This is a genomic window from Rheinheimera baltica DSM 14885, from assembly GCF_000425345.1.
GTDB classification, from domain to species: Bacteria; Pseudomonadota; Gammaproteobacteria; order Enterobacterales; family Alteromonadaceae; genus Alishewanella; species Alishewanella baltica.
In genome coordinates, this window is record NZ_AUDG01000022.1 from 1 (window position 1) to 25,554 (window position 25,554).

The window sequence follows — 25,554 nt, forward strand, 5'->3', positions numbered from 1 at the left end:
AGCAATAAATGCGTATTGGACAGCAGCCTGTCAGCCCGCTTAATGTTATGTTTTTCATAGGCATTAGAGTGAATACCCCGGCCAATGCTGGTGACGGTAGCGGCACTGCCGTTTGCCAGGCTTTGCACGCAATCAATCACTGCTTTTTGTCTGGTTGCATGCATTTTGGGTGTGACAAATGAAACGATATTGGTCAAGATAGCACGAACATTCATGGCTGTTTGGTCTCAGTGATGTTTGGCGATTGATCTGATCACCGAACGCCATGAATGTTCCTTCTGAGTTCATCTTTTTGTTTTAGCTAATAATTTTGTGGGGATACCTCAGGGTCAGATCAAAATTAACCTGACTTTCAGCTTCTCGCTCATAGCTGCCGCTGGTTTAGCATCAGCGTGGTGCTGCTGGTATGCTTTATTTTGCTGTTGGGCATCATACTGTACTTGTGGAAATGAGCTGAAAGGTTGCTTATACCATGCACCATCGCTTATCCCGCAGACATTGCCTTAAATTACTTGCTGCCGCTATGGCTGCTCGCTTGCGCTTTTTATAGCAAAATCCTGCAAAAGCAGCGTTAAATTATGCTAATTTTGCCGGTTTTAAACAGTAACGGGCGTGCTATGGCAAATTCTGCAGCAATAGGTATTTTTGACTCCGGTATCGGCGGGCTGTCTGTGGCCCGTGCGGTACGTCAACTACTGCCTAACGAACAGCTTATTTATGTTGCCGACAGCGGCCATGCACCTTATGGTGAAAAAACGGATGAGTATATTTATCAGCGCATGCAAGCGATTACGCAGCATCTTATTGGTTGTGGTGTTAAGGCCATAGTGGTGGCGTGCAACACCGCGACCACGGCGGCGATAAAAGAGCTAAGAGCGCAATATTCGCTGCCTATTATCGGTGTTGAGCCTGGCGTAAAGCCGGCGGTGCTGGCCAGTAAAACCGGTGTAGTGGGCGTGCTTGCCACGCCGCGTACCTTGTTAACACCGGCGTTTGCCAATTTAGCTCAGCGCTATGCTGGTAAAGCAAAAATAGTGCTGCAGCCTTGCCCGGCGCTGGTGCCAAACATTGAAGCGCTTTCGCTGGATGGCGCCGCCATGCGCGAGCTTATAACAGGCTATATTCAGCCGCTTTTAACGCAGGGTGCCGATACCTTGGTGCTGGGCTGTACGCATTACAACTTTATTGCTGATGTCATTGCGGATATTGCCGGGCCTGATATCAACATAGTGCGCACTGAAATGGCAGTGGCTAAGCAGTTGCAGCAGCGGCTGGTACAGGCGATGTTGTTAAACGCAGGCGCAAAAATGGCTGCAGACAGGTTTTATAGCAGCGGTGATCTTGTTTTATTTACCCGCCAGTTGCTAAGGTTATGGCCTGATACTGCGATGGCTAACCCGCTGTAGTTTCCATAAAAAAACAGGTGGCCTAGGCCACCTGTTTTAAATGTTGTTTAAAGGCGTAAGACTATTCAGCCATTGTTGCCCATAAATCATACTCATCGGCTTCTTCTACTATCGCGTCAATAATATCGCCGGGTTTAACCGCAGTTAAACCATTTAAATAGACTGCGCCGTCAATTTCTGGTGCGTCGGCAAAGCTTCGGCCAATGGCGCCTTCTTCGTCTACTTCGTCAATTAACACTTTAATGCGTCGGCCAATTTTGGCTTGCAAACGTGCAGTGCTGATGGCTTGCTGTGTTTGCATAAAGCGGTGGTAGCGTTCTTCCATTATGTCATCTGCAACCGGGTCGGGCAGGTCGTTGGCTTTGGCGCCTTCTACCGGGCTGTATTTGAAGCAACCAACGCGATCAAGCTGAGCTTCTTGCAGCCAGTCGAGCAACATTTGGAAGTCTTCTTCGGTTTCCCCAGGGAAGCCGACTATAAAGGTTGAACGGATGGTAAGCTCCGGGCATATCTCACGCCATTTTTTAATGCGCTCCAGCACACGGTCTGCCTGTCCCGGGCGCTTCATCAACTTTAAAATACGTGGGCTGGCATGTTGAAACGGAATATCTAAGTATGGCAATACTTTGCCTGCAGCCATCAATGGAATAATGTCGTCAACATGCGGGTAAGGATACACATAGTGCAAACGTACCCAAATACCCATTTCACCCAAAGCTTCACACAATGATTGCATGGAGGTTTTCACCGGTGCACCATTCCAGAAGCCCGTGCGGTGTTTCACATCAACACCATAAGCACTGGTGTCTTGAGAAATAATTAACAGCTCTTTTACGCCGGCATTTTTTAAGCGCTGTGCTTCATCTAACACTTCACCTACTGGACGGCTGACTAAATCGCCACGCATTGATGGAATAATGCAGAATGTACAGCGATGGTTACAGCCTTCAGATATTTTTAAATAAGCATAATGCTTAGGTGTTAGCTTAACACCATGATCGGGTACCAGCATGGTGAAAGGGTCGTACTTGGGTTTTGGTACAAACTCATGTACTTGCTTTAATACGTTTTCGTAGGAGTGTGGGCCGGTAATACCCAATACATTAGGGTGTACTTCGCGGATTTCATCTTCACGCGCGCCCAAACAGCCGGTAACAATAACTTTACCGTTTTCTGCCAAGGCTTCCCCAATGGTTTCTAACGATTCTTGTACTGCGCTGTCGATAAAACCGCAGGTATTTACGATAACTAACTCAGCATCATCGTAGGTCGGAACAATGTTGTAACCTTCGCTTTTTAACTGGGTAAGAATGCGTTCAGAGTCGACCAGATTTTTCGGACAGCCCAAACTGACAAACCCAATGGTATTGCCTTTACCACTGCCTGTTTTTACCTGATCAGACAGGCTTTTAGCGGCGGTATCCAAAGTGGTGGTTTGTGTCGGATCAAAGGTCTGTACTGTCATAGTGTCTCTTAAAATGGGCTGAGCCGGAAAAAAGTCGGCGGATTATACCTGAAAGCGGCAGAAGAAACAGGTATGGCTGGCGATAAAATAACCACATTTCAGCAGATATTGGTATTGCTGAGTGTATAGAACGGCCAAAAGGTATAGAACGCGTTAAATTACGGCTCAACTGACAGATCTGGTCAATACTGTTAGCTGTACATGTTTAAATGTATTTTGGGTAAACAACACAGGAGTTCTTATGATAAAGGCATACGCAGCATTAGAAGCTAAAGGAAAATTAACCGCTTGGGAATATGAACCCGGTGAACTTGGCCGGCATGATGTTGAGATTGACGTGGATTATTGTGGCATTTGTCACTCAGATTTATCAATGCTGCATAACGAATGGGGCATGTCGTCGTTTCCTTTGGTTGCTGGGCATGAGGTAGTAGGGCGGGTAGCCGCAGTTGGTGCGGATGTTAAGCATTTACAGCAAGGCCAGGTGGTTGGTCTGGGCTGGCATTCTGATTATTGTAAAGTGTGCTCAAGCTGCGGTAGCGGCGATCAGAACCTGTGTTCGACTGCCGAGGGCACCATAGTAGGTCGCCATGGTGGTTTCGCCGAAAAAGTTCGCGCCAACGCCAGTGCCGTAATCCCACTGCCTAAAGGTATGGATGCAAAAACTGCCGGCCCACTGTTTTGTGGTGGTATAACCGTGTTTAACCCTATGGTGCAGTTTGACGTTAAACCTACCGATAAAGTGGCGGTTATTGGTATTGGTGGGCTTGGACATATTGGTTTACAGTTTTTACGTGCCTGGGGCTGTGAGGTGACGGCATTTACGTCAAGTGACAGCAAAGCTGCTGAGGCGAAAGAGCTGGGAGCCCATCATTGCATTAATTCGCGTAATGCTGCAGAAATTGAACAAGCGGCTGGTAAGTTTGACTTTATTATATCTACTGTAAACGTGAAGCTGGACTGGAATTTGTATTTGTCGACGTTAAAGCCAAAAGGCCGTTTGCATTTTGTTGGTGCGACATTAGAGCCGCTTGATTTGAATGTGTTTAGTTTAATTATGGCGCAGCGCAGTGTGTCAGGCTCGCCTGTTGGTAGCCCGGCAACCATTGCTAAAATGCTGGAATTTGCGGTACAGCACAATATTAAGCCTGTGGTTGAGATGTTTAAATTCGAGCAGATTAACGAAGCGTTGGCACATTTAGAAAGTGGTAAAGCGCGCTACCGAATTGTGCTTGAACGGTAATGCCATATTGGTATTAAAAACACCGGTCTATACCCAGTACTAATCAATTTAGCATAATCGGTTTGCCCTTAACTAACCGTTGAAGCCCTGGACGGGCTGAAACGAGCCCCCAGGGAGGGGGGACGGCGTGTTAGTGTGGGCAAACCAATGGCTACCTAAAATTAACTAACTGACATTGCGGTTTATACCGGCGTTTTGTGTCTTTAAACCTTATATGGCATGGCGCCAAGGTAATCTTTTTTACCTACATCAACACCATTATGGCGCAAAATTGCATAAGCCGTTGTAATGTGAAAGTACACGTTTGGCATTACATGCTGAATTAAGAATTCGTACCCATGCAGGTATTTACCTTCCCAACGCGGTTGGGTGATATGTTGTGTGGCGGCAGTATTAAAATCTGCTTCACTAAAGGTAGCCAAATAATCCACTGTATCGCGGATGCGCTGCTGTAAGTCTGCCAGCGTGGTTTCATCATCGGCATGTTTTGGGGCGCTATCTACTTTACCGGTTAAACGCGCTGCACCCAGTTTGGCACTGTCACAGGCAATTTGGATCTGCCGTGTCAGGTTAAACTGATCTGGTGCCAGTCTGGCATTTAGCAGCACCGTGACATCAAATTTTTTGCTATCAGCAAAGGCGGCAGCTTTATCTAATATAGCGCTAAGGTTTTGCAGCATTTTACTGTTTTGTACTACGGTCAAATCATAAAACATGGTACAGACCTCTTCTAAGGTTAATGATGATACTGACTAATCAATTGGGGCGTAAGCAGGCACTGACAATAGCAAAATGGAATTAAAAATGTACGATTAGTCTTACCGTTGCAAAGTTACTGGTTTTTCTTAAAAAGCGGGTTTATGCTGCAATAAGATTAGGTTAAAAGTATTAGCAGCATGCTTAGGTAACTATAACAACGGAATATAAAAAGGTTACGATGGATCAAGATGAATTAACCGCTTATAACAAATTAAATGTATTGATTATTGATGATCAGGTATTGGTACAAAATGTCATTAAGTCGGCTTTAGTTGAACTTGGTATCGAAAATATTAAATGCGCCGAAAATGCCTATTACGCCCTACGATTATGCGAACAAACCTCATTTCATGTTGTCATTTGTGCCTTCAATGTCAAAAGCGATAAAGATGGCTTCCATCTGCTGGAAGAACTTAAGTTTAAGCGGCACATAACCAAATGCACCATTCTGATTTTTCTTAGTGCAGAAACCAGTGAACATCTGGTGAACAGTATTGTTGAGTTGCAGCCGGATGATTTCTGGGTCAAACCGCTAAACACTAAGCATGTACAAAGTCGTCTGCCCTTAACACTGGAAGTTAAGCGCACTTTATTTAATGTGTATCAGGCTATTGACCGTCAGGATTACAGCAAGGCGATGTACTTTGCAGAGCGGCACTTATTAAACCCGGCATTGGCTAAGTACCATTTACAGATGAAACGATTGACCGGTGAATGTTTGCTTAACTTACGCGAGTTTTCTGATGCAGCTCAGTACTACGAGAATTTGTTGCAAACTCATAAAGTGTCCTGGGTGTATTTGGGCTATATCAAAGCATTATTACAACAAGACAAACTGGAAGACATTACGTCGTTGCTTACAGAGCTAACCGACAAAACAGATACCCGTTTTGCTACTTATGACATGCTGGCACATTACTATATTGGCAAACAGGACTTCGCGCAGGCGTACGAAGAAATTAAGAAAGCGACCCGGTTAGCACCGCGTAATATTGAACGCAATAAACGCTTGCTCGACCTGGCGAGATTGAACCATGATCATGTTGGCCAGTATCAAGCTGCCATTGCTATGGCAAAATATGCAAAAAACTCTATTCACGACTCACCAATTTTAAGACTTAATGTCGTACGTGCAGGCATCGATTATGCCACTACTTTGGAAAAAGCAGAGTCAATTAAAGTACTTAATCAAGCAGATTTGTTGTTAACCGAATTGGAAAAACAAATACCGTTATCAACGCAGTTAAAAGATCAATTGTTGGTAGTAAGAGCCCGACTACATACCGCAAAAGAAGAACGTCCTAAAGCTGAAGCGATAATTGATAACCATATCAGTTTGCGACCAGGGACGTCGGTAGAGGACAATCTGGATAAAGTGAAAGCACTGCACGAGTTAGGCCGTCGGGAGGACGCTGTAACCCTATTAGATGCGATAAAGCGGCAAATTAGTGGAAACGGTTTGACTGATCAGGTTGTAGGGAAGTACATCGAGCAGGAAGTCGCTGAGCGAGCAGCTGTGCATTTTACGCCGCAACAGTTAAACCGGATGGCAGTAGAGCTGTTCAAGCGCGGTAAATTTCATGCAGCGTTAAACTCGTTGGAGCAGGCGTTTTCACTGACACCAAGAAATATGAGTGTGGCACTGAATATTCTTAAAGTATTAGTGGTTATGCTAGAGAAAAAGCAGCTGGATGAAGGGCATAAAACGCTGATAGAAAAGCTGTTATTGCAGTTACAACATGAAACATTAAATGCCGAGCAGCAAGTGCTGTTTACTGAATACCAGCAGAAACTGCAGCCGCACTAGCGGCAAAAGTTGCTGCTATTTACGCTACTACCTTGCTTTGCGATTTACCAGCTTATACAGCGCAGGTAATAACACCAGCGTTAGCAGGGTAGCGGAAATAATACCGCCAATAACCACTGTAGCAAGCGGGCGCTGAACTTCTGCACCGGTGCCGCTGTTAAACGCCATAGGCACAAAGCCCAAGCTTGCCACTAGTGCTGTCATTAATACCGGTCTTAGGCGCTGCACTGCGCCTTGATGTATCGCCTGCAATAACTCAAGGCCCTGTTCACGCAGTTGTTTTATCATTGCCAACATCACTACACCGTTAAGTACGGCAATGCCTGATAAGGCAATAAAGCCGACCGCGGCAGAAATAGACAGTGGCATATCGCGCAGCATTAAGGCCGCAAATCCACCGGTTAACGCCAAGGGTACGCCACTAAATACCACCATGGCGTCTTTTGCAGAATTAAGTGCGCTAAACAACAGGCCAAAAATCATCAGCAAGGTGAGTGGCACCACCCACATTAAGCGGTTTGATGCAGATTGCAGTTGCTCAAAAGTACCGCCATAACCCAGCCAGTAACCAGCCGGTAGCTCAAGGTTATTGGTCATTAGCTGCTTGGTTTCGCTAATAAAACTGCCAAGGTCGCGCCCTGAAACATTAGCGCTAACCACGATATTACGTTTAGCACTTTCGCGGTTTATCTGATTGGGCGCCTCAATTTCGTCAAAATGAGCGACTTCACCCAGTGGCACATAGGTTAGCTCAGTACTGCTTTTGCTTGAAATGCCGGGCAATGCCAGTGGCAGGCGTTTTAACTGCTGGGGGTCGCTCCTGAGATTCTCATCCGCTCTGATGATAAGGTCAAACGCTTTATCACCCTCGTAAATGAGCCCAACCTGCATGCCGCCAACCATGGTTTGAATGCTATGTTGTACGCTTGCGACATCAATACCCAAAAGTGCCAAATGCTCACGGTCTGGTTCAATGGACAACATCGGTAACCCTGTGGCTTGCTCCATGCGTACATCAACTGCGCCGGGTATCGTTGCCAGCAATGTGGTAGCAGCTTCGGCAAGCCTGGTTAATTCAGTTAAATCATCGCCATATATTCGCAGCGCAACGTCACTACGCACGCCGGCAATCAACTCGTTAAAGCGCATCTCAATGGGTTGAGTAAACTCGTAGTTATTTCCCGGTAAGGCTTCAACGGTACTGCGTAGTAATGCGACAAAATCTGCTTTACTCATGCCTGGATCAGGCCACTGCGATTGCGGCTTTAGTATAACAAAGGTATCGGCGACATTAGGCGGCATTGGGTCGGTGGCAATTTCCGCCGTACCCAGCTTGCTGAATACCCGCTCTACCTGAGGTAGGGTAGCAATTTCACGCTCCAGCAGTAGTTGCATCTGTAGCGATTGGGTTAAGCCGGTACCCGGGATACGCAGCGCATGAAGGGCAACATCGCCTTCATCCAACTGTGGCATAAACTCACTGCCAAGCTTACTGCCTTGCCAAAACACCGTCGTCATAACCAGTAGCGCAGTACTGATAAATAGCATGGAGTGGCGCAAACTCTGCCGGAGTAGCACCGAGTAGCCATTTTTTAACAGGCGCATCAGCGTTGAGTCTTGCTCGTTAACCCTGGCACGGACAAAAATGGCCACCGCGGCAGGTACAAAGGTAATGGCCAATAGCACCGCACCCGCCAGTGCAGCAATAACAGTAAAAGCCATCGGATGAAACATTTTACCTTCGACGCCGCTTAGCGCAAAAATAGGTAAAAACACCAGCATAATAATTAACACACCAAACACGGCTGGGGTAAAGACTTCCCGCGTGGCTTGATACACTTCACTTAAGCGCTCGTCGAGGGTTAATAGCCTGCCGGTTCGGTGTTGTGCCAAACCTAAACGACGCAGGCAGTTTTCCACCACAATAACGGCGCCATCGACCATTAAACCAAAGTCGATAGCGCCTAAGCTCATTAAATTACCACTGACTTTATTGATGGCCATACCGCTGATGGCAAACAGCATACTTAGCGGAATAACCAGTGCTGTTATCAGCGCAGCGCGAATATTACCAAGAAAAATAAACAGCACCACGATGACTAATACCGCACCTTCAAACAGGTTTTTCTGCACCGTAGCAATGGTTTTATCGACCAGCGTGGTGCGGTTATATAACCCCTGAGCAGTAACACCCTCTGGCAATGAGCGGTTAACTTCATGCAGTTTTTCTGCTACCGCTTGAGACACGGTGCGGCTGTTTTCACCCATTAGCATAAATACGGTACCCAGCACCGTTTCTTCGCCATTTAAGCTAGCCGCACCGGTACGCAGTTCTTTACCTAAATAAACATCAGCAACATCATGTAACCGCACAGGGCCATCATCGCGCTTGGCAATAATTAACCCGCCAATATCATCAAGTGTGCGTAATTGGCCTGGCGAGCGCACTAACCATTGTTCGCCGCGTTGCTCAATATAGCCTGCGCCAACATTGCTGTTATTCCGGCTAAGCGCCGTGGCAATGTCATCCAATGTCAGTTTAAATGCCAGCAACCTGGCGGGGTCGGGCGCGACTTGGTACTGGCGCTGGTAGCCCCCAATACTATTAACTTCCGTTACCCCTTTTACCTTTACCAGCTGCGGCTTAATGACCCAATCTTGCAAGGTGCGCAAATCTTCAGGTGTATAAGCCGTGCCATCCTCTTTTACCGCATTAGGCTCGGCGCTAACGGTATACATAAAAATTTCGCCCAGGCCGGTAGCAATAGGGCCAAGGGTGGGGTTGGTGTCTGCAGGTAAGTTGGCTCTTACGGCTTGTAAGCGTTCAGATACCTGCTGGCGCGCCCAGTAAATGTCGGTGCCATCATTAAACACTACCGTAACCTGCGACATGCCATAGCGTGATAGCGAACGGCTGTATTGTAGTTTGGGTAAACCGGCCATGGCATTTTCAATAAGCACGGTTAGCCGTTGCTCTGCTTCCAGTGGCGAATAGCCAGGCGCAGCCGTATTAATTTGCACTTGTACATTAGTGATGTCGGGCACGGCATCCATCGGCAGGCGCTGCGCGTTATAAATACCGGCTACAACAAGCAGCAAGGTAAACCCCAGCACCAGATAGCGCCGCTCAAGGGCAAACTTTAATAGGGTATCAATCATAGCGCCCTCCTAGTGATCATGGCTGGCGCCAGATTTAAGCACGTCAGCTTTAAGCACAAAGCTGTTGTCTGTGGCGTATTCCGTACCGGGCTTTAAGCCAGATATGACTTCAATGTAATCGTCATCTTCACGGCCAAACTGCAGCATGCGTACTTCAAAGGTATTGCCATAACGGGCAAATACCACTGGCATATCTCGAAAGCGCTGAATGGCAGTTTTTTTCACCGCCAGCGCCACCGGTATTGTTGCTGTGAGAACTTGCGCTTTAACATGCATACCGGGACGCCAGTAACCACTGCGGTTGTCCAGCACGGCTCGTACCCGCGCAATATGGCCTTCAGTCATTTGCGGCGCAATGTAACTGATGTTACTGCTGGCACTTTCACCGTGGTGCAAGCTGGATACCGTAACGGGCATACCAAGACGCAAGTGGTCGATATCGTTGGGAAAAGCTGAAAGTTCTACATAGACTTCACTGTAATCAACGATGCTAAATAACACCTCATCGCGAATGAGCTCATGGCGGTTAAAAAAGCGCTCTGTAACAATACCGTTTGCCGGTGACACAATGTCGTACAATTTTAACGTTGCAGCATTGCTAACGCGGGCTAGTAGCTGGCCTTTTGTCACCGTATCACCTTGCTTTACCAAAACCTCTGTTAAGGTGCCGAAGTAGGGCGCTCTGACATTAAAGTTAGCGGTGGGTGGGGTGCTAATAACGCCAAATAAATGGGTTTTCTGGCTTAATTCCTGCGGGTTGGCGATATCGGTGGCAATACCCGTTAACGTAAAGATCCTGTCGGTAAGTTCAACCCGACCTTCAAAGCTGTCGTAGTGCCAATGGTATGGTTTGCCCTGATGGCTAACAGCAATGTCGACACTGAAAGAGTGCGGCTCAGCAATGCTGATATCACCTACCAGATATTGTTGCTCCGGAGTAAATTGGATAGTGTCTTGTTGGCCATCCAGCCGGTGAAGTGTCACTTTAGCATCTATCTCAGTGGGTAATAAGAGCTCGCCGTTGGCATAGGCATACAAACGCATTTCCGGCGGTATACCCGCTTCGAAAATGGTGACTTCCAGCGAAAAGTCAGCTTGTGTTAACAACTTGCCACCATTAGGACCTTCTGCCTCTGCGGTTGCATGCTCATCACCATGTTCATCCATATGTTCGCCATGTCCGCCTGAGGCCTGCGCCACCGCGGTAAAAATCAGTAACAACATTACAAGCCAAAGGGTTGGTGTATTAAACGTCTTATTCATTTTTATGCTCCACTGTAACAACCGGCGTCTTGGTATTTAAGCTGATGGGTTGGCCGGTCAGGCGCTCCAATTCCAGCAAGGTAAGATGAAAACGGCTTTGGCTGGCTATAACATCGCGCTGTGCCTGCGCTAGCTCTTCTCCTGCAGATAACAGGCTAAGTAAGTCAATCTGGCCCTGTTGATATCCTTGCAGACTTAAACTGTGCAATTGCATGGCTTCGGGTAGTAGCTGTGTCTGAATGATATGCACTGTATTGCGCAGTTGCTCCAGTGCGAGCCATTGTTGCTGTACCAGCAAGGATAAAGCCGTGCGGCTTTGCTGGTGTTGTATCGCCAGGAACTCTTGTTCTGCCATGTGTGCCTGGCGTTGGCCTGCTTTGGGATCGGATAACGTAAGCGGCATACTCAAGCCAAACACCAGAGCATTGTCGTTGCTGGCTTCGTTACGTCTAAGCCCAGCCGACAGGCGCACGTCAGCTTTACTGTTAGCGTCGGTTAAGCGCAGTTCGCTTTGTGCTACACGCTCTAGCGTAATGTAGCGTTGTAGCGCTGTACTTTGTTGCAGTTGATGCTGAAGTTCCGACAGCGGGGGCACTAACGGCAAGGTGGTTAAATCGCCGGATACAGCATCAAAGTCAGGGGGGCGGTTCCAGCTTGCCGCCAACCGATAGCGCTGGCTTTCTATGGCTTGCTTAATGTCTGCCAGTTCTATTTCACTGCGTATCAGCCGCAGTTTAATCCGGCTAATATCGGCATCATTCAGGTTACCCGCTTGGCTGCGTAACTGTGCTGTAGCGAGCACAGCTTGCTCCCGGCGAATTTTGTCGCGGGCCCATTGTTGTAATTTTTGCAATTGCAGTAGTTGTAAATACTGCTCGGTAGTGTCTGCCAGTACATCCAATCGCTCCAGCTCATAATTATCACGTTGTAGTTGGCTTTGCTGTTGCGCCAGTTCAACCCGACGCTGTCGTTTATCGCCAAGTTCAATTTGCTGGCTCAGGCTTAGCGTAAGCTCTGCCCCGGCTAAACCCCGGCTGTCGCCAGTGCCCAGCACGTTCTCCAATGAGGCATCCAGTTCAGGGTTTGGGGTTATAGTCGCCTGCAATTGCGCGGCTTCCGCCATACGCAGCTGATACGGAAAGGCTAGCAGCCTGGTGTCGTGTTGTAAGGTACGTTGTAACGCCTGTGGCAGAGTCAAACTGCTGGCTCGTGCTTGCAGGCAATAGCCTGCGGCTACCAGTACGGCTGGTAGCAAAAAAGTCATACGCATAGGTATGCTCCTGTTAGTTAATCAGTATGAAAAATGATAAACGAGCAGGTTTAACTATTAGGGGGAGGGACTGGAGGACGGTAACTAATTGGGCGGATAGCTTGGCTAGCATCAATGATTGCACTGTCGCTGAAATTTAATAGATCAATGCCATGAAAAAATGCAATATGGCAGGTGACATGCGCGTGCTCACTATGATGATCTGCATTATCAGCTATGGAATTACTGTGGTTATCGTTCAGACTGGTATAGGCATGGTCATGATCAGGTAGGTGCATGACCATAGCATCGCAGGCGACTACAGCATGGTTTAGCATGACAGCCAGCAATATCAATAAGCCTAAGGTCTTACGCAGCATTGTACCCTTGATCACAGAACACCCTTTTAGGTTGGCTGTATGTTAGCGGCTTACGTTAAAGCAGACAAGTTACCATCGGTAAACGGCGAGCGTTCAGCGTTATTTTTTACCATTTAACGATACTTTTATCATTTAACGATACTTTCTTTGTGCTTTACGTTTACGTTCTGCTTCGCGTTCGGCTTTGTCTTTTGCTTTTGCTGCTTCTTCTGCCTTAGCATCAATTTGCTCCTGGCTTACCATTTCTGGTGTTTCCAGCGTTATACCGCCAAGGTTTCCGGCGCGTAGTTCCGTAATGAGAATGCTACCGACCTTTTCTAAGTCTACAATACCGCCTTTGCGCATTGCACCGCGTTTTATACCAATAGCATCCATTAGCGCAAGGTCGTTTTCCGGTAGTTCGGTCAGGCCAAAGCGTTGCATAACGGCTTGCGGATAGGTGGCTAACAGGTATTCCGCTGCAAACATGGCAATATCGGCATAATCAAATACCGTATCTTTAATTGCCCCGGTTACCGCTAAACGATAACCACAAGTTGGTGGGCTAAGTTTGGGCCATAAAAAGCCTGGGGTATCAGTAAGCACTACGTTGTTGTCCAGCTTAATACGCTGCTGCATTTTGGTTACACCTGCTTCATTTCCCGTTTTGGCGATCGTGCGACCCGCGAGTGTATTGATCAGCGTTGACTTACCTACGTTAGGAATCCCCATAATCATGGCGCGTGCACCGCGAATATCCAAGTTACGCTCAGGCAGCATGTCGTTACACAGTTGCAGTAAAGCCCTTACTTGCTCGGGGTTTTGCTGGCTTATTGGAATCGCTTTGATGCCAGTTTGACTATCAAAATGATTAATCCAGCGCTGGGTTAGCAGCGGGTCGGCCAGGTCTGCTTTATTTAGCACTTTTATACAAGGGGTGTTGCCACGCAGCTGCGGTACTAAGGGGTTTTCGCTGGAGAAGGGAATACGCGCATCCAGCATTTCGATAATAATATCGACCTGCGGCATGACTTCAGCAATTTCTTTACGGGCTTTGTGCATATGGCCCGGAAACCAGTTAATCGACATCCGTTAGTACCTTAAAATAGCAAATGGCAGACAGTTAGCCTCGTACCTGCAGGCATCGGCTGTCACAATGGGCGCTATAATAGCGTAAAAAACGATAAAGGTGTGTCAGTGTAAGACAAACTGGTAGAAACTTAATGCAGATAACGGCGCTAGCAAGGCAGAGTAACAGGCAGCACTAGGCAGATGAATAACCCCAAGGCTTCTAAATAACAGTAATAATTGATACAACCCGATTAAAGGCGGCAAGAGTGTTATCCAAACGCTGCCGGTTAAAGAGGGAAATAACCAACTAAAAAGCGGATTACAGCTGCTGGCTAATACGAGCAACGCCAATAATAGCAGGTACTGCTTCGGAGACAGCTCCGGCATTGGGGTCAAATTGTCCATAGTGCTCTGCAATTAGGAAATACAGTAAGGGTAATATAGAAAAACACTGAGGCAGTTACCCGTACTGTTTTGTGTAAAAGTGTAATAACGCGGCAAGCTTAGGCATTTGCCCACGCTTTAGCAATGTTTTTGTTAAAAAAATATCACTGAATGGGCAAAGCGCTCTCAATATTATCTTCTACTGGCGGCTCATAACGGCGAATTTGTAGCACAATGCCCAGATGTGGGTGATCCAAATAATGAATTTCACCGCTTATTACCCGTCGACTCTGGCGTACATAGACAGTTTGCAGGCTATTTTCATCGGGAATGCGCAAATTAAATTCAGTGTTTACAAATAAGTAATGATCTAAATGTAATTTAAATAAACCATCAAGTTGCCAAACTTGATCTGGCAGATAGCGCAGTGTCATGCTGTCGGTGCTATCAGGGGTGTCGGCAACCGATAGCGCAGTTTCACCTAGTTGCCCCGTTACTTGCAGTTGCTCCAGCAGTTGTTCAATATTGGTAAGTAACTCATTGGGCTGTTCACCTGGCGCTTGACTGGTGACATAGTCGTTCGAAAGGGGATCGATAGTACTGATTGCCGGGGTAGGGTATGTCTCGGTGTTATCGACGTCGGTGTGCTGTTTAATTTGCCCCCAATAGTCAAACTGTTGGCTAAAATTTTTGCCTGCATACCAGCGACTGGCAATAGCACGACGCTCAGTTACAGGCGCCTGACGCCAGCTGGTGTGCAGCAGAACATGGCTGCCTGATATGCGGTTAATCTTAGTGGCAATGTCGGTAAGCTGTAATGATGGCTGCTCTGCTAAGTAGGGATTTAGCTGGTGCTTACCATTTCCGGTTACCAGTGCAGGTAAGTGGTCTGAGTAAGGTACTTCGCTGTAAGCATCAATGGTGTAAAACAAGCTGTTATGTTGCCAACTGTATGGTTGCGTCTCAAAAATACACAGCTGTTTAGGTAGCATGTTAAAGAACGGTTTATCCGTTAGCAGTGGCGAAGTTGTTTCTGCGCATAATGGCAGCGTTGCCAACAGGTTTAACAAGTTAGGTTGTAGCCTCGGGGTAAGCAAATCGAAGGCGCGTCCGGGTTTTATGGGTGTCACCGTGTCGCCAAAAGTTTCTTGTAGAACTTGCGGCGGTGTTTGGCTAAAAACCACCATCTCAACTTCAAACCAGCGCTGCTCTTGTGCTTGTAAAATTGAGCTTAATACTGCGAGACACAACACGCTGCAATTGACCGCTTTACTCATTTTTCTACCCTATGTTTGGCAAAATCTGACAACATATTGGCTATCAGGCTCAGACGCTGTGCGCCATCGTTTGACGCTATACTAAAGCGTAACTTTTGCCCACCTTCTAGCTTAAATATTCTCGATTGTTTCTGGATAAGCTCGATAATATAGGCAGGTGATACCGCCGTTTTGTCACTAAATTCGACTACGCCGCCATTGTTATTGGCTTCAATACGTCGAATACCTAATTCTAAAGCCTGTAGTTTAAATTCGGACAGGGTAACTAAATTTTTCGCCGCATCGGGTAATAGGCCAAAGCGGTCAATCAGTTCAACCTGTACTTCATCCAGTTCATCTACACTTCGAGCTGACGCGAGCTTCTTATAGCAGGACAAACGTAAGTTTACATCGGGTATGTAACTGTCAGGCAATAGTGCCGGTATGCGTAATTCCATTTCTGTTTGCTGACTAAGCATGGCATCTAAGCTAGGCTCACGGCCATTCTTTAATGCCGTTACCGCTTGCTCCAGCATGTCCATGTATAAGCTAAACCCAACTGATTCTATCTGTCCGCTCTGTTCATCACCCAATAACTCACCGGCACCACGAATTTCTAAGTCGTGTGTAGCCAGGGCAAAGCCTGCGCCTAAATCTTCCAGGCTGGCTATGGCATCTAAGCGTTTTTCGGCATCTTTAGTCAGACGCTTAGGAGGCGGAGTTAGCAAATAGGCGTAAGCCTGATGATGTGAACGACCAACCCGTCCGCGCAATTGGTGAAGCTGCGCCAGGCCGAAATTATCCGCGCGGTTAATAATAATCGTGTTAGCCGTCGGTACGTCAATACCGGTTTCTATGATAGTGGAACACAACAGCAGATTAAAGCGCTGGTGATAAAAGTCGGCCATGATCTGTTCCAGCTCACGTTCACGCATCTGACCGTGTGCTATGCCAACAATGGCTTCTGGTAACAACTCAGCGAGCTCGTTAGCGGTTTTTTCGATGCTGGCGACGTCGTTGTGCAAGAAGTACACCTGGCCACCGCGTAAAATCTCCCGCATTACCGCTTCACGGATCAGGCCTTTTTCAAACTCGCGTACAAAGGTTTTCACTGCTAAACGTCTGGCGGGTGGGGTAGCAATAATGGATAAATCCCGCATGCCAGACATCGACATATTCAACGTTCGCGGAATAGGCGTTGCCGTCAGGGTTAGAATATCAATATTGGCACGCAGAGCCTTGATCTTTTCTTTTTGCCGTACGCCAAAACGGTGTTCTTCATCAACGATGAGCAAACCTAAATCTTGCAGTTTAATGTCGTCTTGCAACAACTTATGGGTACCAATAAGAATATCCACCTTGCCATTTGAGACATCGGTTAAGATGGCTTTTTGCGTTTTAGCATTAACAAAGCGTGATAGTACTTCTACCCGTACCGGCCAGTTAGCAAAACGATCTTTAAAGTTTTCAAAGTGTTGCTGCGCCAACAAGGTGGTGGGCACCAGTATAGCAACCTGTTTACCATCATTGACTGCCACAAAGGCGGCGCGCATTGCCACCTCGGTTTTGCCAAACCCGACGTCGCCACATACCAGGCGGTCCATCGGTTGCGGTGTTTGCATATCCTGTAGCACGGCGTCGATTGCATCTTGCTGGTCGGCGGTTTCCTCGTAAGGGAAACTGTCTGCAAAAGCGAGGTATTGTTGTTCATCTACAGCAAAAGCGTAACCTTTATGCGCTGCACGCTGGGCATACACATCGAGTAATTCTGCGGCAACATCGCGTACTTTCTCTGCTGCTTTACGGCGGGATTTTTCCCAGGTGTCATTACCCAATTTATGTAACGGCGCATGTTCTGCGTCGTTGCCACTATAGCGGCTTAGCAAATGCAAAGAGGTTACCGGCACATACAGCTTGCTGCCACCAGCATATTCAATGGTAACAAACTCAGCGCTAATACCTGCTGCATCAAGCAATTGCAGACCCTGGTATCGACCAATACCATGTTGCAGATGCACGACGGGTTGGCCAATATTTAATTCAGCCAGGTTACGGATCACCGTCTCATTGGAGACTTGCTGGCTGCGTTTACGTCGTCTGCGTTGGCTAATTTTTTGACCAAATAGCTCATTTTCACTAATAAAGGCAAAAAGTGCGGGTTGCTGCACCAAAACACCTTGTTCTAACGCACCAACTACAATGCCTAAATCGTCAGCACTGCGGTTGAAGGCAGTGAGATCAGCAAATTGCGATATGTGTATTCCGGCTTTGTGCAGCAGTTGTAACAGGCTTTCGCGTCGTCCTTCACTTTCAACGAAAAACAGGGCTCTGCCACGCTGTTGCTTTAACCCGACAATAAACTGCTGTAGTGCTTGCAGCGGATTCTTCAGCTGGTGGTTGACGCTAAGATCAGCCAGCGCGGTAACGGCCAAATTGCCCTGGCCTGCACGCTCTGGCAGCATGGCCTGGCTAAGGCGGATGCGGCTATAGTTTTTTAAACCGGCAAATAATTGATCGACGGATAAGTACAACTCAATAGGCGGTAAGATAGGCCGCAGTAAGTCAATAGATCTATCTTCGTAGCGGCGTTTAAGTTCTAGCCAAAAGCGCTCAGCACTATGCTCAATGTCACCTAACAACAGACAGCGGCTTGTTGCTGGTAGATAATCAAACAAGGTTGCCGTTTTTTCCGTAAACAGCGGTAAATAATATTCTATACCCGCAGGCAACATCCCCTGGCTGACTTGCTGATATAACGATTCTTTCTCATTTCGCGCTGAAAAACGTTCCCGATACGCCATACGAAAGCGTTCTATCGCCGCTTTATCGGTTGGAAATTCATGCGCAGGCAACAATTCAATTTGATTAACTTGCAACAGGCTGCGTTGGTTATCCGGGTCAAAGGTACGGATACCATCAACATCATTGTCAAAAAAGTCGATACGAAAGGGCGTGTTGGCGCCCATCGGGTATAAATCGAGAATTGAACCACGGGCAGAGAATTCGCCATGCTCCATAACTTGCTCAACACTACGATAACCTACGGCGGTTAACTGACGTTTTAGTGCTGCCAAGTCAACCTGCTGGCCTTTTTTAATTAAAAAACTGTTTTGTTCAAGGAAGTCTTGATGACAAATGCGCAGCAATAAGGTGCTTACCGGCACGATAACCAAACCACGTGTCATACGAGACAGTTGGTATAGCGTGGTTAAGCGCTGGGAGACAATGTCTTTATGCGGTGAGAATACATCATAAGGCAAGGTTTCCCAGTCTGGCAGTGTCAGAATTGGATAGCCGTCTTGTTGATAAAACACGCCAAGCTCTTGCTCTAACCGCAAAGCCGTGGGGGTATCCGGCACCAGCAACAGGTATGGTGCGTCATGTTGCTGTAGCAGTTGCGCAATAGCCAGCGGCAAGGCCGCACCTTGCAAATTGCCCCATTGCAGTTGGTCTGCAGCATGTTTAATCTGTGGTAATGCGGAAATTAAATCCATGTAAAACGACTAACCTTCAATGCACTTAAGCCAATACTAGGGCAACTAAGTTTGTTGACGCTGTTCGGCTTTTTGTTTTAATAAACGCGATTGCTGATGCAGGCTCGCGCGAACGATAAGTTCACGATCTTCATCTCTTATGCACGACAACACAACCTTAATTTGCCATTTTTCTGCTACGGATTCGCAACTAACGACTTGGCCATAACAAAACACGGCACCGTCGTTATTGGCTAAAAACAGTTTAAGTTCCAGTGTTTGCAACGGTGCTAACGGGGCATCGGCCAAATAACAGCAACCACTACCGCTATAACTTTGTGTGGTAAAACGTTCGCTGGGGTTATCTTGCTGTTTTAGAACGTAATGCAGTAGCAGGTCGATTTTTCGGGCTTGCTGTTGCAGGTAATTAGCAAGCTCGTCCGCTAATTCTCCCAAGCGGTTTAACGACCGTAAAGCAGAGCCATTTAAACTGTTAACATCAGATGCCAATAAAAACGGCGGTGGAATCGCAGCTACTAGTTCAGCCGCTGTGGGTAGAGCACCGGCAATAGGTTTAGCATTAATACTAATACCGTGCTCTACGCTGAAATAATCTTCATAGGCATCAGCTAACTGTTCTATTGTTAACTCTTTCATTGCGCTACCTTTGCAAGCTGCTTGTCACGACTGACAATTATCTCTATGATCGACGCCACTTTACCATCTAACGTGGGCATTGTCCTGAATATTAGGATGCAGTTACCAGTCAGTTTGTTTATCGGTTTACGCTATAGCCAAAGCCGCAAGGGTAATGCCTTTATCTCCTTTATCACGCTGTTTTCTGTGGCAGGTATTTTTCTGGGCGTAATGGCGTTGACGATTGTCAGCTCAGTTATGAATGGTTTTGAAGGCGAGTTGAAAAAACGCATCTTGGGTGTGATCCCGCATTTAGTGATTACTTCAACAGCGGATAGTAGTGATAGCTGGCAAGATGACGTGTTGCAGCAACCACTGGTGCAGCAGGTCACGCCATTTTTACAAGCTGAAGCGCTGGTTCAATCACCTCGACAGCTCACAGGCGTTTTGTTGCAAGGTGTCACGGTTGATGCGTTACCCGATTTTATGCAACAGGCACTTATTGTCGGCGATTGGCAGCAGTTTGCTAGTCAACGTTATGGTGTGGTACTTGGGCGCGGCCTTGCTGAACAATTAGAAGTGTCAGTGGGTGATCCGTTGCGATTTATGTTGCCCCAGGCTGGCAGCTATACCCCAATGGGGTGGGTACCACGGCAGCGATTATTTACTGTTGTGGGTATTCTTGAATCCGGTTCAGATGTCGATAAACACCTGGCAGTGGCTAATTTAGCTGATTTAAGCAAGCTCATTAGTAGTAGTGCTCAGTTGCAGTGGCGTGTAACGCTTTCGGATCCCTTCGCTGCCCCGGCGCTAGCAGAACAGTTATCATTAAATACATCATTACAGGTAGAGGACTGGCGGCAAAGCCAGGGCAAGCTGTTTGCTGCGGTTGCGATGGAAAAAGCCATGATGTGGTTGATGTTGTTGCTTATTGTAGCCGTTGCTGCATTTAACATCGTGTCAGCGCTGGTAATGATGGTGACGGACAAACAGGCAGAAATTGCAATTTTAAAAACGCTTGGGATGAGCGATCGACAGTTATTTAATGTTTTCGCGGTACAAGGCTTAAGCAATGGTGTCGTCGGTGCCTTGGGTGGCGCTATCGCCGGGGTGTTACTGTGCTGGCAGCTTAACCCATTGCTAGCGCTAACGGGGTTACAGCTGGTCCCGGGTATTTCCTTACCAGTTGATATTCGATTTAACCAATTGTGTTTAATTTTGTTCAGTGCGGTTGCATTGACGTTGCTTGCGGTATGGTACCCGGCTAAACGTGCCGTGAGCATTAATCCAGCGGACATATTGCGTGATGAGTAACGTATTAACAGCAGAAAAAATTTGTAAAAGCTATCGTGATGGACAGCAAGTAACAGATGTATTGCACGGAGTTGATCTTTGTATTAATCAAGCAGATATGTTGGCTATAGTGGGTAGTTCTGGTTCAGGTAAGAGCACATTGCTACATATTTTAGGTACGCTAGATAAGCCAGATAGCGGTTCGTTAAGCTTGTTAGGTAAAAATGTCGCCACGTTATCATCCGCTGAAAAAGCACGGTTGCGTAACGAGCAACTGGGGTTTATTTATCAATTTCATCACTTGCTAATGGACTTTACTGCGTTGGAAAATGTCGCTATGCCTCTGTTAATTCGAGGGTTGTCTGCGTCGGTTGCACAACAGCGAGCGCAAGCGATGCTTCAGCGGGTAAACTTGTCACACCGTGCAAGCCACAGGCCGGCTGAACTAAGTGGCGGGGAGCGTCAGCGTGTCGCTATTGCCAGAGCGTTAGTTTCTGAGCCCGCGCTTGTTTTAGCGGATGAGCCGACGGGTAATCTTGATCAGCATACTGCTGAAGCCATTTATCAACTGTTACGTAGTTTAAATCGCGAGTTGGGTACCAGCTTTATTGTGGTAACGCATGATTTACAGCTGGCATCACGACTTGATCGTTACGTGCTGATGCGGGATGGCCATCTGGAGAGCTCAAATGGCTAGTTTGGCTTGGCAATTAGCAAAGCGCTATCGTAATACGCGCCATAGTAGTGGCTTTATTCGTTTTATTTCGGCCAGTTCAACTTCAGGTATTGCACTTGGCGTAGCTATTCTAATTCTAGCGCTTTCGGTCATGAATGGTTTTGAACTCGCGTTAAAACAGCGATTGTTGTCAGTTATCCCCCATGTTGAACTAGAAGCTGTGCAACAACAAATACCAGATTGGCAACGCAAACAGCAAAAATTTGCCAATGTAGCCGGTGTAGAAGCTGTTGCTCCCTATATTAAAACCAATGGTATGTTACGCTTTGGTACCGCTGTTAAAGCGGCTGAGGTGCGGGGTATTTCACTTAGCAATGAACGACGCATCAGTGATTTTGCCCGCTATGTCAGTGCAGGCCAACTTGATACGCTAACAAATAACGACGTGGTGTTGGGGCAGGGGATTGCTGATGCACTGGGGGTGCAAATTGGCCAACAAGTACAGCTTTTACTGCCAAAACTGACCGACGACGGTCGACTTGCCAGCCACAGCACGGCGAGCTTAACTGTCAGTGGTATTGTGGCAGTAGGTGGGCAACTGGATTACAGTCAAATATGGTTAAATATGTCAACGCTTGGCACCTTACTCGATTTTCCTGCGAATACCGTTCAGGGTTTTGCATTTAAGTTGAATGACATTTTTCAGGCGCCGCAAATGGCTCGGCAACTTGGGCGAGAATCTGAAGACTATGTTTATTTGCTGGATTGGTTTCGCAGCCAGGGCCATGTATATCAGGATATTCAGATGGTACGCAGTATTTTATATCTGGTACTGGCGTTAGTTATTGCCGTCGCGTGTTTTAATATCGTTGCAACACTAGTGATGGCTGTGCGGGAAAAAGAAGGTGACATTGCCATCTTGCTTACCATGGGAGTATCACCAACGACAGTGATCCTCACGTTTATGTGGCTGGGTTGGCTTAATGGTTTAGTTGGCAGCGTGATTGGCGTTATCTTGGGCGTTATTCTGGCGTGGTATATTGAGCCTATTTTTGCTTTCGTTACGCAGGTACTTGGGCACTCGTTACTTGATCCTAGCATTTATTTTATCAACTATATTCCGTCATTATTACAGTGGCAAGACGTATTGTTGACTCTGGGTGTTGCACTTATCATGAGTCTGCTTGCTACGTTATATCCGGCTTGGCGTGCCAGCAAGGTACAACCCGCCAGAGTGCTGGGACAGCGTTAATGCTTATTGTGATGTCTGCGTTTTAGTTTTCTTAATAGTTGCGCTTTTCGAATAGAAACTCGCCACAGCCAGTCAATAATAAAATAGCCCGCAACGGCTGAGCAAATGCCCATTAGCAAACAGCCCGTGATAAAAGGTTTGCCAATAGAGCTAATACTATGTTGTAGCCATGACCAGCTCGCCTCGAAAGCAAAGTGTTCCACCGGGATACGTAAAACAACACACCCCACCAGATAACTCAGATAAAACAACACCGGCATAGTTAATGGATTGGTCAGCCAAACCAGTGACACCGACAGCGGTAAATTGACCCGCATCGGTATAGCTACCGCAGCTGAGGCTACCATTTGAAACGGGATAGGCATCCAGGCAAAAAACAGCCCAACCGCAAAGGCGCCGCGCGCTGAACGCCGGTTTAAGTGCCACAAATTGCCATCGTGCAGCAAACTACCAAACAACTTTAAAAGCTTTTGTTGCTTGATTTTCTCTGGAGATGGTAAATATTTTTTAATAAAGTTCTTTGGCATACAACCTATTCACAAAAAACAAACATGAAATCTTTTTGTATCGGTGTGCTCATTGGCAGCCTATTGTCATTATTTTTGCCAATAGTGCCACCTTTTTTCTCAGTATTTTTGCTATTAGTGGTAATTTTGGTGGCACTGCGATGTCACTACCACTGTTTCACTGGTGTTGCAGCGTTTTTCTTGTGTTGGATTTGGCAATTTGATGACTATCAGCAAGCACAGCAGCACCTGCTGAATGTAGAGCAATCCATTAACGGCACTATTACCGAAAAGCCAAAGCACTTTGCTGAGTATAGCCAATTTATACTGCGTCTGGAGACTGGGCCTGCAGCGGGCTATTTTGTCTCGTTGAATTGGAGCGTGCCGCCAATGTCGCTGCACGCTGGGCAACGCTGGCAGTTAAATGCCAGGCTAAAACCGGTAGCGGGTGTGGCTAATCCTGGTGGAGTAAACAAAGAAGCGGCAGCGCTGCTGCAAAAAATTGTTGCGCAGGGCAGCGTAATCTCCGCCGAGCCGGCTATGTTGCTGGGACAACAAGATGATTTACGGCAGCGTTGGCTTGAAGACATTGCGGCTAATGTCAGTTCATTGCCTACAGGGCCTTTGCTGTTAGCGCTGACAATGGGCGAACGTCAGTTTTCAACATCTTTGTGGCACGGTTTGCAGCATTCAGGTTTAGCTCACCTAATGGCAATATCTGGCTTGCATATTGGTTTGGTGTTTGGCTGGAGCTTACTGCTGCTGCGTTTATTACCCTGGCCGTTACGTTGGTTAGTTTGGCGCCAGCCGGTTGCGTTAGTGGGGAGCCTGTTCTTGTGTCTGTGTTATGCCTGGCTTGCCGGTTTTGCCATACCAACAGTTCGCGCAACGGTAGCACTGTTGCTGTTAGTTACCGCGTTGTTACAGCATAAATCGATAAATTACAGTAGCTACTGGTTATTACTAAGTGCCGTGTTGTTGCTTTTTGAGCCATTCTTTGTCTTGAGTAAAAGCTTTTGGTTGTCACTGTTGGCGGTTGCGATCATCTTCTTTGTGCTGTGGCGCTTAGGAACATTCGTTGGCGGCTGGCGTAGTAAGCTTAGACAGTTTGTGTATTTTCATCTTAGCTTAACCGTTTTTATGGCACTGCTTAGCCTGTTGTTATTTGATGGCAGTGCCGTACTTTCTATCGTGTCGAATCTATTGTTTATTCCTTGGTGTAGTGTGGTGGCAATCCCGCTAGTGTTGCTAACGTTAGTGGTGGAACTCTGCGGCGTGCCCGGAAGCGGGTTATTGTGGCAACTCTGTGATTGGGTATTTCGTCCACTGCTATGGTGGTTAAACTGGTGCGCAGAGCATGGCCAGTGGCTGGCGCTGCCAGACATATCTGCGGTTTGGCTGGTAAGTGCAGGGGCAGTGGGGTTACTGAGTTATCTCTGTGGCATACGACGTTTCTGGTTTTTACTGCCATTGTTATTACTGCCAATATTTCACAGCACACTTAGGCCAGCACAGTGGCAATTACATTTAATTGATGTTGGCCAGGGACTTGCTGTGCTGTTGCAATATGACGATCGGGGGCTGTTATATGATGCTGGCCCGCGCTATGGCGCTTATAGTGCAACAGCCTCTCAGGTACTGCCTTATTTACGCCAGCGCGGTATTAAACGGCTGGACTATTTGCTGTTAAGTCATGATGACAGCGATCACACCGGTGACTGGACGCTGTTGCAAAAAGCTTACCCGCACGTAAGGCTTTATGCGGATATTTCGCATTTAGCTGCAGCAACACCATGCCAACAGTTACCAACCAACTATTTTGACGCCCAGTTGACGGTTTTGAGTACCGACGGCTTTAGCAGCAAAAATGATCGCTCTTGCGTGTTATTAATTCAGTTGTATGGCTGGCATATTTTACTGCCTGGTGACATAGGTCAGCAGGTTGAACGCCAGTTGTTGCAGCGCTATCCCAATTTACGCGCTAACGTTTTAATTTTGCCGCATCATGGCAGTAACAGTTCCAGCCATTTTGCGTTTTTGCATCAGTTGGCGCCACAAATTGCGTTTAACAGTGCCAGTCTATATAACCGGCACCAACATCCTGCGACACAGGTACAGCAAAGGTTGGCGGCGTTGGGCATTTCGTTAATTAATACGGCACAAAGCGGTGCTATACGGCTTGATATCACTGAGGCAGGGCTGGATGTCACAGAGTATAGAGCGCAAAGAATACCCTTTTGGCTGCAAAAGCCGATTGGAAATGCTGAAACCTTGCGAACAACACGTTAGAATAAGCA

19 protein-coding genes and 1 pseudogene are annotated in these 25,554 nt (G+C 47.1%); 7 read left to right on the forward strand and 13 right to left on the reverse strand.

Annotated features, from left to right (window positions below; all coding sequences use genetic code 11):
• Positions 1 to 215: pseudogene (locus tag H595_RS0108930) on the reverse strand (IS4 family transposase); the annotation flags it as partial.
• A gap of 402 nt (positions 216 to 617) precedes the next feature.
• On the opposite strand from H595_RS0108930, the gene murI reads away from it, so the two are divergent.
• A complete protein-coding gene (murI, locus tag H595_RS0108940; RefSeq protein WP_037054246.1) occupies positions 618 to 1,406 on the forward strand; it encodes a glutamate racemase in 789 nt (262 codons plus the stop codon).
• 61 nt (positions 1,407 to 1,467) lie between these two features.
• On the opposite strand, the gene rimO is transcribed toward murI, so the two are convergent.
• On the reverse strand, positions 1,468 to 2,871 hold the full coding sequence (rimO, locus tag H595_RS0108945) for a 30S ribosomal protein S12 methylthiotransferase RimO (protein ID WP_027670907.1): 1,404 nt from the start codon (positions 2,869 to 2,871) through the stop codon (positions 1,468 to 1,470).
• 241 nt (positions 2,872 to 3,112) lie between these two features.
• Here rimO and ahr point away from each other — a divergent pair, with 241 nt between their 5' ends.
• The gene (gene ahr / locus H595_RS0108950; protein ID WP_027670908.1) at positions 3,113 to 4,114 is read left to right on the forward strand and encodes an NADPH-dependent aldehyde reductase Ahr; all 1,002 of its coding nucleotides are present in this window, start codon (positions 3,113 to 3,115) and stop codon (positions 4,112 to 4,114) included.
• A 203-nt stretch (positions 4,115 to 4,317) separates the two neighbouring features.
• On the opposite strand, the gene H595_RS0108955 is transcribed toward ahr, so the two are convergent.
• Entirely contained in the window at positions 4,318 to 4,830 is a 513-nt protein-coding gene (locus H595_RS0108955) for a DUF1993 domain-containing protein (RefSeq protein ID WP_027670909.1), read from the reverse strand.
• 221 nt (positions 4,831 to 5,051) lie between these two features.
• On the opposite strand from H595_RS0108955, the gene H595_RS21945 reads away from it, so the two are divergent.
• A complete protein-coding gene (locus H595_RS21945) occupies positions 5,052 to 6,680 on the forward strand; it encodes a response regulator (protein WP_037054234.1) in 1,629 nt (542 codons plus the stop codon).
• Positions 6,681 to 6,707: 27 nt separating this feature from the next.
• On the opposite strand, the gene H595_RS0108965 is transcribed toward H595_RS21945, so the two are convergent.
• The 9 genes from H595_RS0108965 to H595_RS0109005 form a co-directional block, all read right to left on the reverse strand.
• Entirely contained in the window at positions 6,708 to 9,839 is a 3,132-nt protein-coding gene (locus tag H595_RS0108965; protein WP_027670910.1) for an efflux RND transporter permease subunit, read from the reverse strand.
• 9 nt (positions 9,840 to 9,848) lie between these two features.
• Entirely contained in the window at positions 9,849 to 11,102 is a 1,254-nt protein-coding gene (locus H595_RS0108970; protein WP_027670911.1) for an efflux RND transporter periplasmic adaptor subunit, read from the reverse strand.
• Positions 11,095 to 12,372, reverse strand: coding sequence for a TolC family protein (locus tag H595_RS0108975; protein ID WP_027670912.1), 1,278 nt, complete (start codon positions 12,370 to 12,372; stop codon positions 11,095 to 11,097). The genes H595_RS0108970 and H595_RS0108975 overlap by 8 nt, the downstream gene beginning before the upstream one ends.
• A gap of 50 nt (positions 12,373 to 12,422) precedes the next feature.
• On the reverse strand, positions 12,423 to 12,731 hold the full coding sequence (locus tag H595_RS0108980; RefSeq protein ID WP_027670913.1) for a hypothetical protein: 309 nt from the start codon (positions 12,729 to 12,731) through the stop codon (positions 12,423 to 12,425).
• 132 nt (positions 12,732 to 12,863) lie between these two features.
• On the reverse strand, positions 12,864 to 13,799 hold the full coding sequence (gene ylqF, locus H595_RS0108985; RefSeq protein WP_027670914.1) for a ribosome biogenesis GTPase YlqF: 936 nt from the start codon (positions 13,797 to 13,799) through the stop codon (positions 12,864 to 12,866).
• 105 nt (positions 13,800 to 13,904) lie between these two features.
• Entirely contained in the window at positions 13,905 to 14,186 is a 282-nt protein-coding gene (locus H595_RS0108990) for a hypothetical protein (RefSeq protein WP_027670915.1), read from the reverse strand.
• A 143-nt stretch (positions 14,187 to 14,329) separates the two neighbouring features.
• A complete protein-coding gene (locus H595_RS21950; protein ID WP_051219806.1) occupies positions 14,330 to 15,442 on the reverse strand; it encodes a CsiV family protein in 1,113 nt (370 codons plus the stop codon).
• On the reverse strand, positions 15,439 to 18,915 hold the full coding sequence (gene mfd / locus H595_RS0109000; protein WP_027670916.1) for a transcription-repair coupling factor: 3,477 nt from the start codon (positions 18,913 to 18,915) through the stop codon (positions 15,439 to 15,441). Before mfd ends, H595_RS21950 begins: the two co-directional genes overlap by 4 nt.
• A 45-nt stretch (positions 18,916 to 18,960) precedes the next feature.
• Positions 18,961 to 19,551 carry a PilZ domain-containing protein gene (locus H595_RS0109005; RefSeq protein WP_027670917.1) on the reverse strand — a complete coding sequence of 197 codons (591 nt, stop codon included), beginning with the start codon at positions 19,549 to 19,551 and terminating at the stop codon, positions 18,961 to 18,963.
• A 96-nt stretch (positions 19,552 to 19,647) separates the two neighbouring features.
• On the opposite strand from H595_RS0109005, the gene H595_RS0109010 reads away from it, so the two are divergent.
• The 3 genes from H595_RS0109010 to H595_RS0109020 are packed head-to-tail and all read left to right on the forward strand — an operon-like array spanning position 19,648 to position 22,751.
• Positions 19,648 to 20,844 carry a lipoprotein-releasing ABC transporter permease subunit gene (locus H595_RS0109010; RefSeq protein ID WP_027670918.1) on the forward strand — a complete coding sequence of 399 codons (1,197 nt, stop codon included), beginning with the start codon at positions 19,648 to 19,650 and terminating at the stop codon, positions 20,842 to 20,844.
• A complete protein-coding gene (lolD, locus tag H595_RS0109015; RefSeq protein ID WP_027670919.1) occupies positions 20,837 to 21,520 on the forward strand; it encodes a lipoprotein-releasing ABC transporter ATP-binding protein LolD in 684 nt (227 codons plus the stop codon). Before H595_RS0109010 ends, lolD begins: the two co-directional genes overlap by 8 nt.
• On the forward strand, positions 21,513 to 22,751 hold the full coding sequence (locus H595_RS0109020; protein ID WP_027670920.1) for a lipoprotein-releasing ABC transporter permease subunit: 1,239 nt from the start codon (positions 21,513 to 21,515) through the stop codon (positions 22,749 to 22,751). Before lolD ends, H595_RS0109020 begins: the two co-directional genes overlap by 8 nt.
• Here the strand turns inward: H595_RS0109020 and H595_RS0109025 are convergent.
• Positions 22,748 to 23,278, reverse strand: coding sequence for a DUF2062 domain-containing protein (locus H595_RS0109025; protein WP_027670921.1), 531 nt, complete (start codon positions 23,276 to 23,278; stop codon positions 22,748 to 22,750). The genes H595_RS0109020 and H595_RS0109025 overlap by 4 nt on opposite strands.
• 24 nt (positions 23,279 to 23,302) lie before the next feature.
• On the opposite strand from H595_RS0109025, the gene H595_RS0109030 reads away from it, so the two are divergent.
• On the forward strand, positions 23,303 to 25,546 hold the full coding sequence (locus H595_RS0109030; RefSeq protein WP_027670922.1) for a DNA internalization-related competence protein ComEC/Rec2: 2,244 nt from the start codon (positions 23,303 to 23,305) through the stop codon (positions 25,544 to 25,546).
• The last annotated feature ends 8 nt before the right edge of the window (positions 25,547 to 25,554 follow it).

Excerpts from the sequence above, each read along its gene's own strand:
- murI (WP_037054246.1), top strand. The coding sequence starts at position 618 with ATGGCAAATTCTGCAGCAATAGGTATTTTTGACTCCGGTATCGGCGGG.
- rimO (WP_027670907.1), bottom strand. The coding sequence starts at position 2,871 with ATGACAGTACAGACCTTTGATCCGACACAAACCACCACTTTGGATACC.
- ahr (WP_027670908.1), top strand. The coding sequence starts at position 3,113 with ATGATAAAGGCATACGCAGCATTAGAAGCTAAAGGAAAATTAACCGCT.
- H595_RS0108955 (WP_027670909.1), bottom strand. The coding sequence starts at position 4,830 with ATGTTTTATGATTTGACCGTAGTACAAAACAGTAAAATGCTGCAAAAC.
- H595_RS21945 (WP_037054234.1), top strand. The coding sequence starts at position 5,052 with ATGGATCAAGATGAATTAACCGCTTATAACAAATTAAATGTATTGATT.
- H595_RS0108965 (WP_027670910.1), bottom strand. The coding sequence starts at position 9,839 with ATGATTGATACCCTATTAAAGTTTGCCCTTGAGCGGCGCTATCTGGTG.
- H595_RS0108970 (WP_027670911.1), bottom strand. The coding sequence starts at position 11,102 with ATGAATAAGACGTTTAATACACCAACCCTTTGGCTTGTAATGTTGTTA.
- H595_RS0108975 (WP_027670912.1), bottom strand. The coding sequence starts at position 12,372 with ATGCGTATGACTTTTTTGCTACCAGCCGTACTGGTAGCCGCAGGCTAT.
- H595_RS0108980 (WP_027670913.1), bottom strand. The coding sequence starts at position 12,731 with ATGCTGCGTAAGACCTTAGGCTTATTGATATTGCTGGCTGTCATGCTA.
- ylqF (WP_027670914.1), bottom strand. The coding sequence starts at position 13,799 with ATGTCGATTAACTGGTTTCCGGGCCATATGCACAAAGCCCGTAAAGAA.
- H595_RS0108990 (WP_027670915.1), bottom strand. The coding sequence starts at position 14,186 with ATGGACAATTTGACCCCAATGCCGGAGCTGTCTCCGAAGCAGTACCTG.
- H595_RS21950 (WP_051219806.1), bottom strand. The coding sequence starts at position 15,442 with ATGAGTAAAGCGGTCAATTGCAGCGTGTTGTGTCTCGCAGTATTAAGC.
- mfd (WP_027670916.1), bottom strand. The coding sequence starts at position 18,915 with ATGGATTTAATTTCCGCATTACCACAGATTAAACATGCTGCAGACCAA.
- H595_RS0109005 (WP_027670917.1), bottom strand. The coding sequence starts at position 19,551 with ATGAAAGAGTTAACAATAGAACAGTTAGCTGATGCCTATGAAGATTAT.
- H595_RS0109010 (WP_027670918.1), top strand. The coding sequence starts at position 19,648 with ATGCAGTTACCAGTCAGTTTGTTTATCGGTTTACGCTATAGCCAAAGC.
- lolD (WP_027670919.1), top strand. The coding sequence starts at position 20,837 with ATGAGTAACGTATTAACAGCAGAAAAAATTTGTAAAAGCTATCGTGAT.
- H595_RS0109020 (WP_027670920.1), top strand. The coding sequence starts at position 21,513 with ATGGCTAGTTTGGCTTGGCAATTAGCAAAGCGCTATCGTAATACGCGC.
- H595_RS0109025 (WP_027670921.1), bottom strand. The coding sequence starts at position 23,278 with ATGCCAAAGAACTTTATTAAAAAATATTTACCATCTCCAGAGAAAATC.
- H595_RS0109030 (WP_027670922.1), top strand. The coding sequence starts at position 23,303 with ATGAAATCTTTTTGTATCGGTGTGCTCATTGGCAGCCTATTGTCATTA.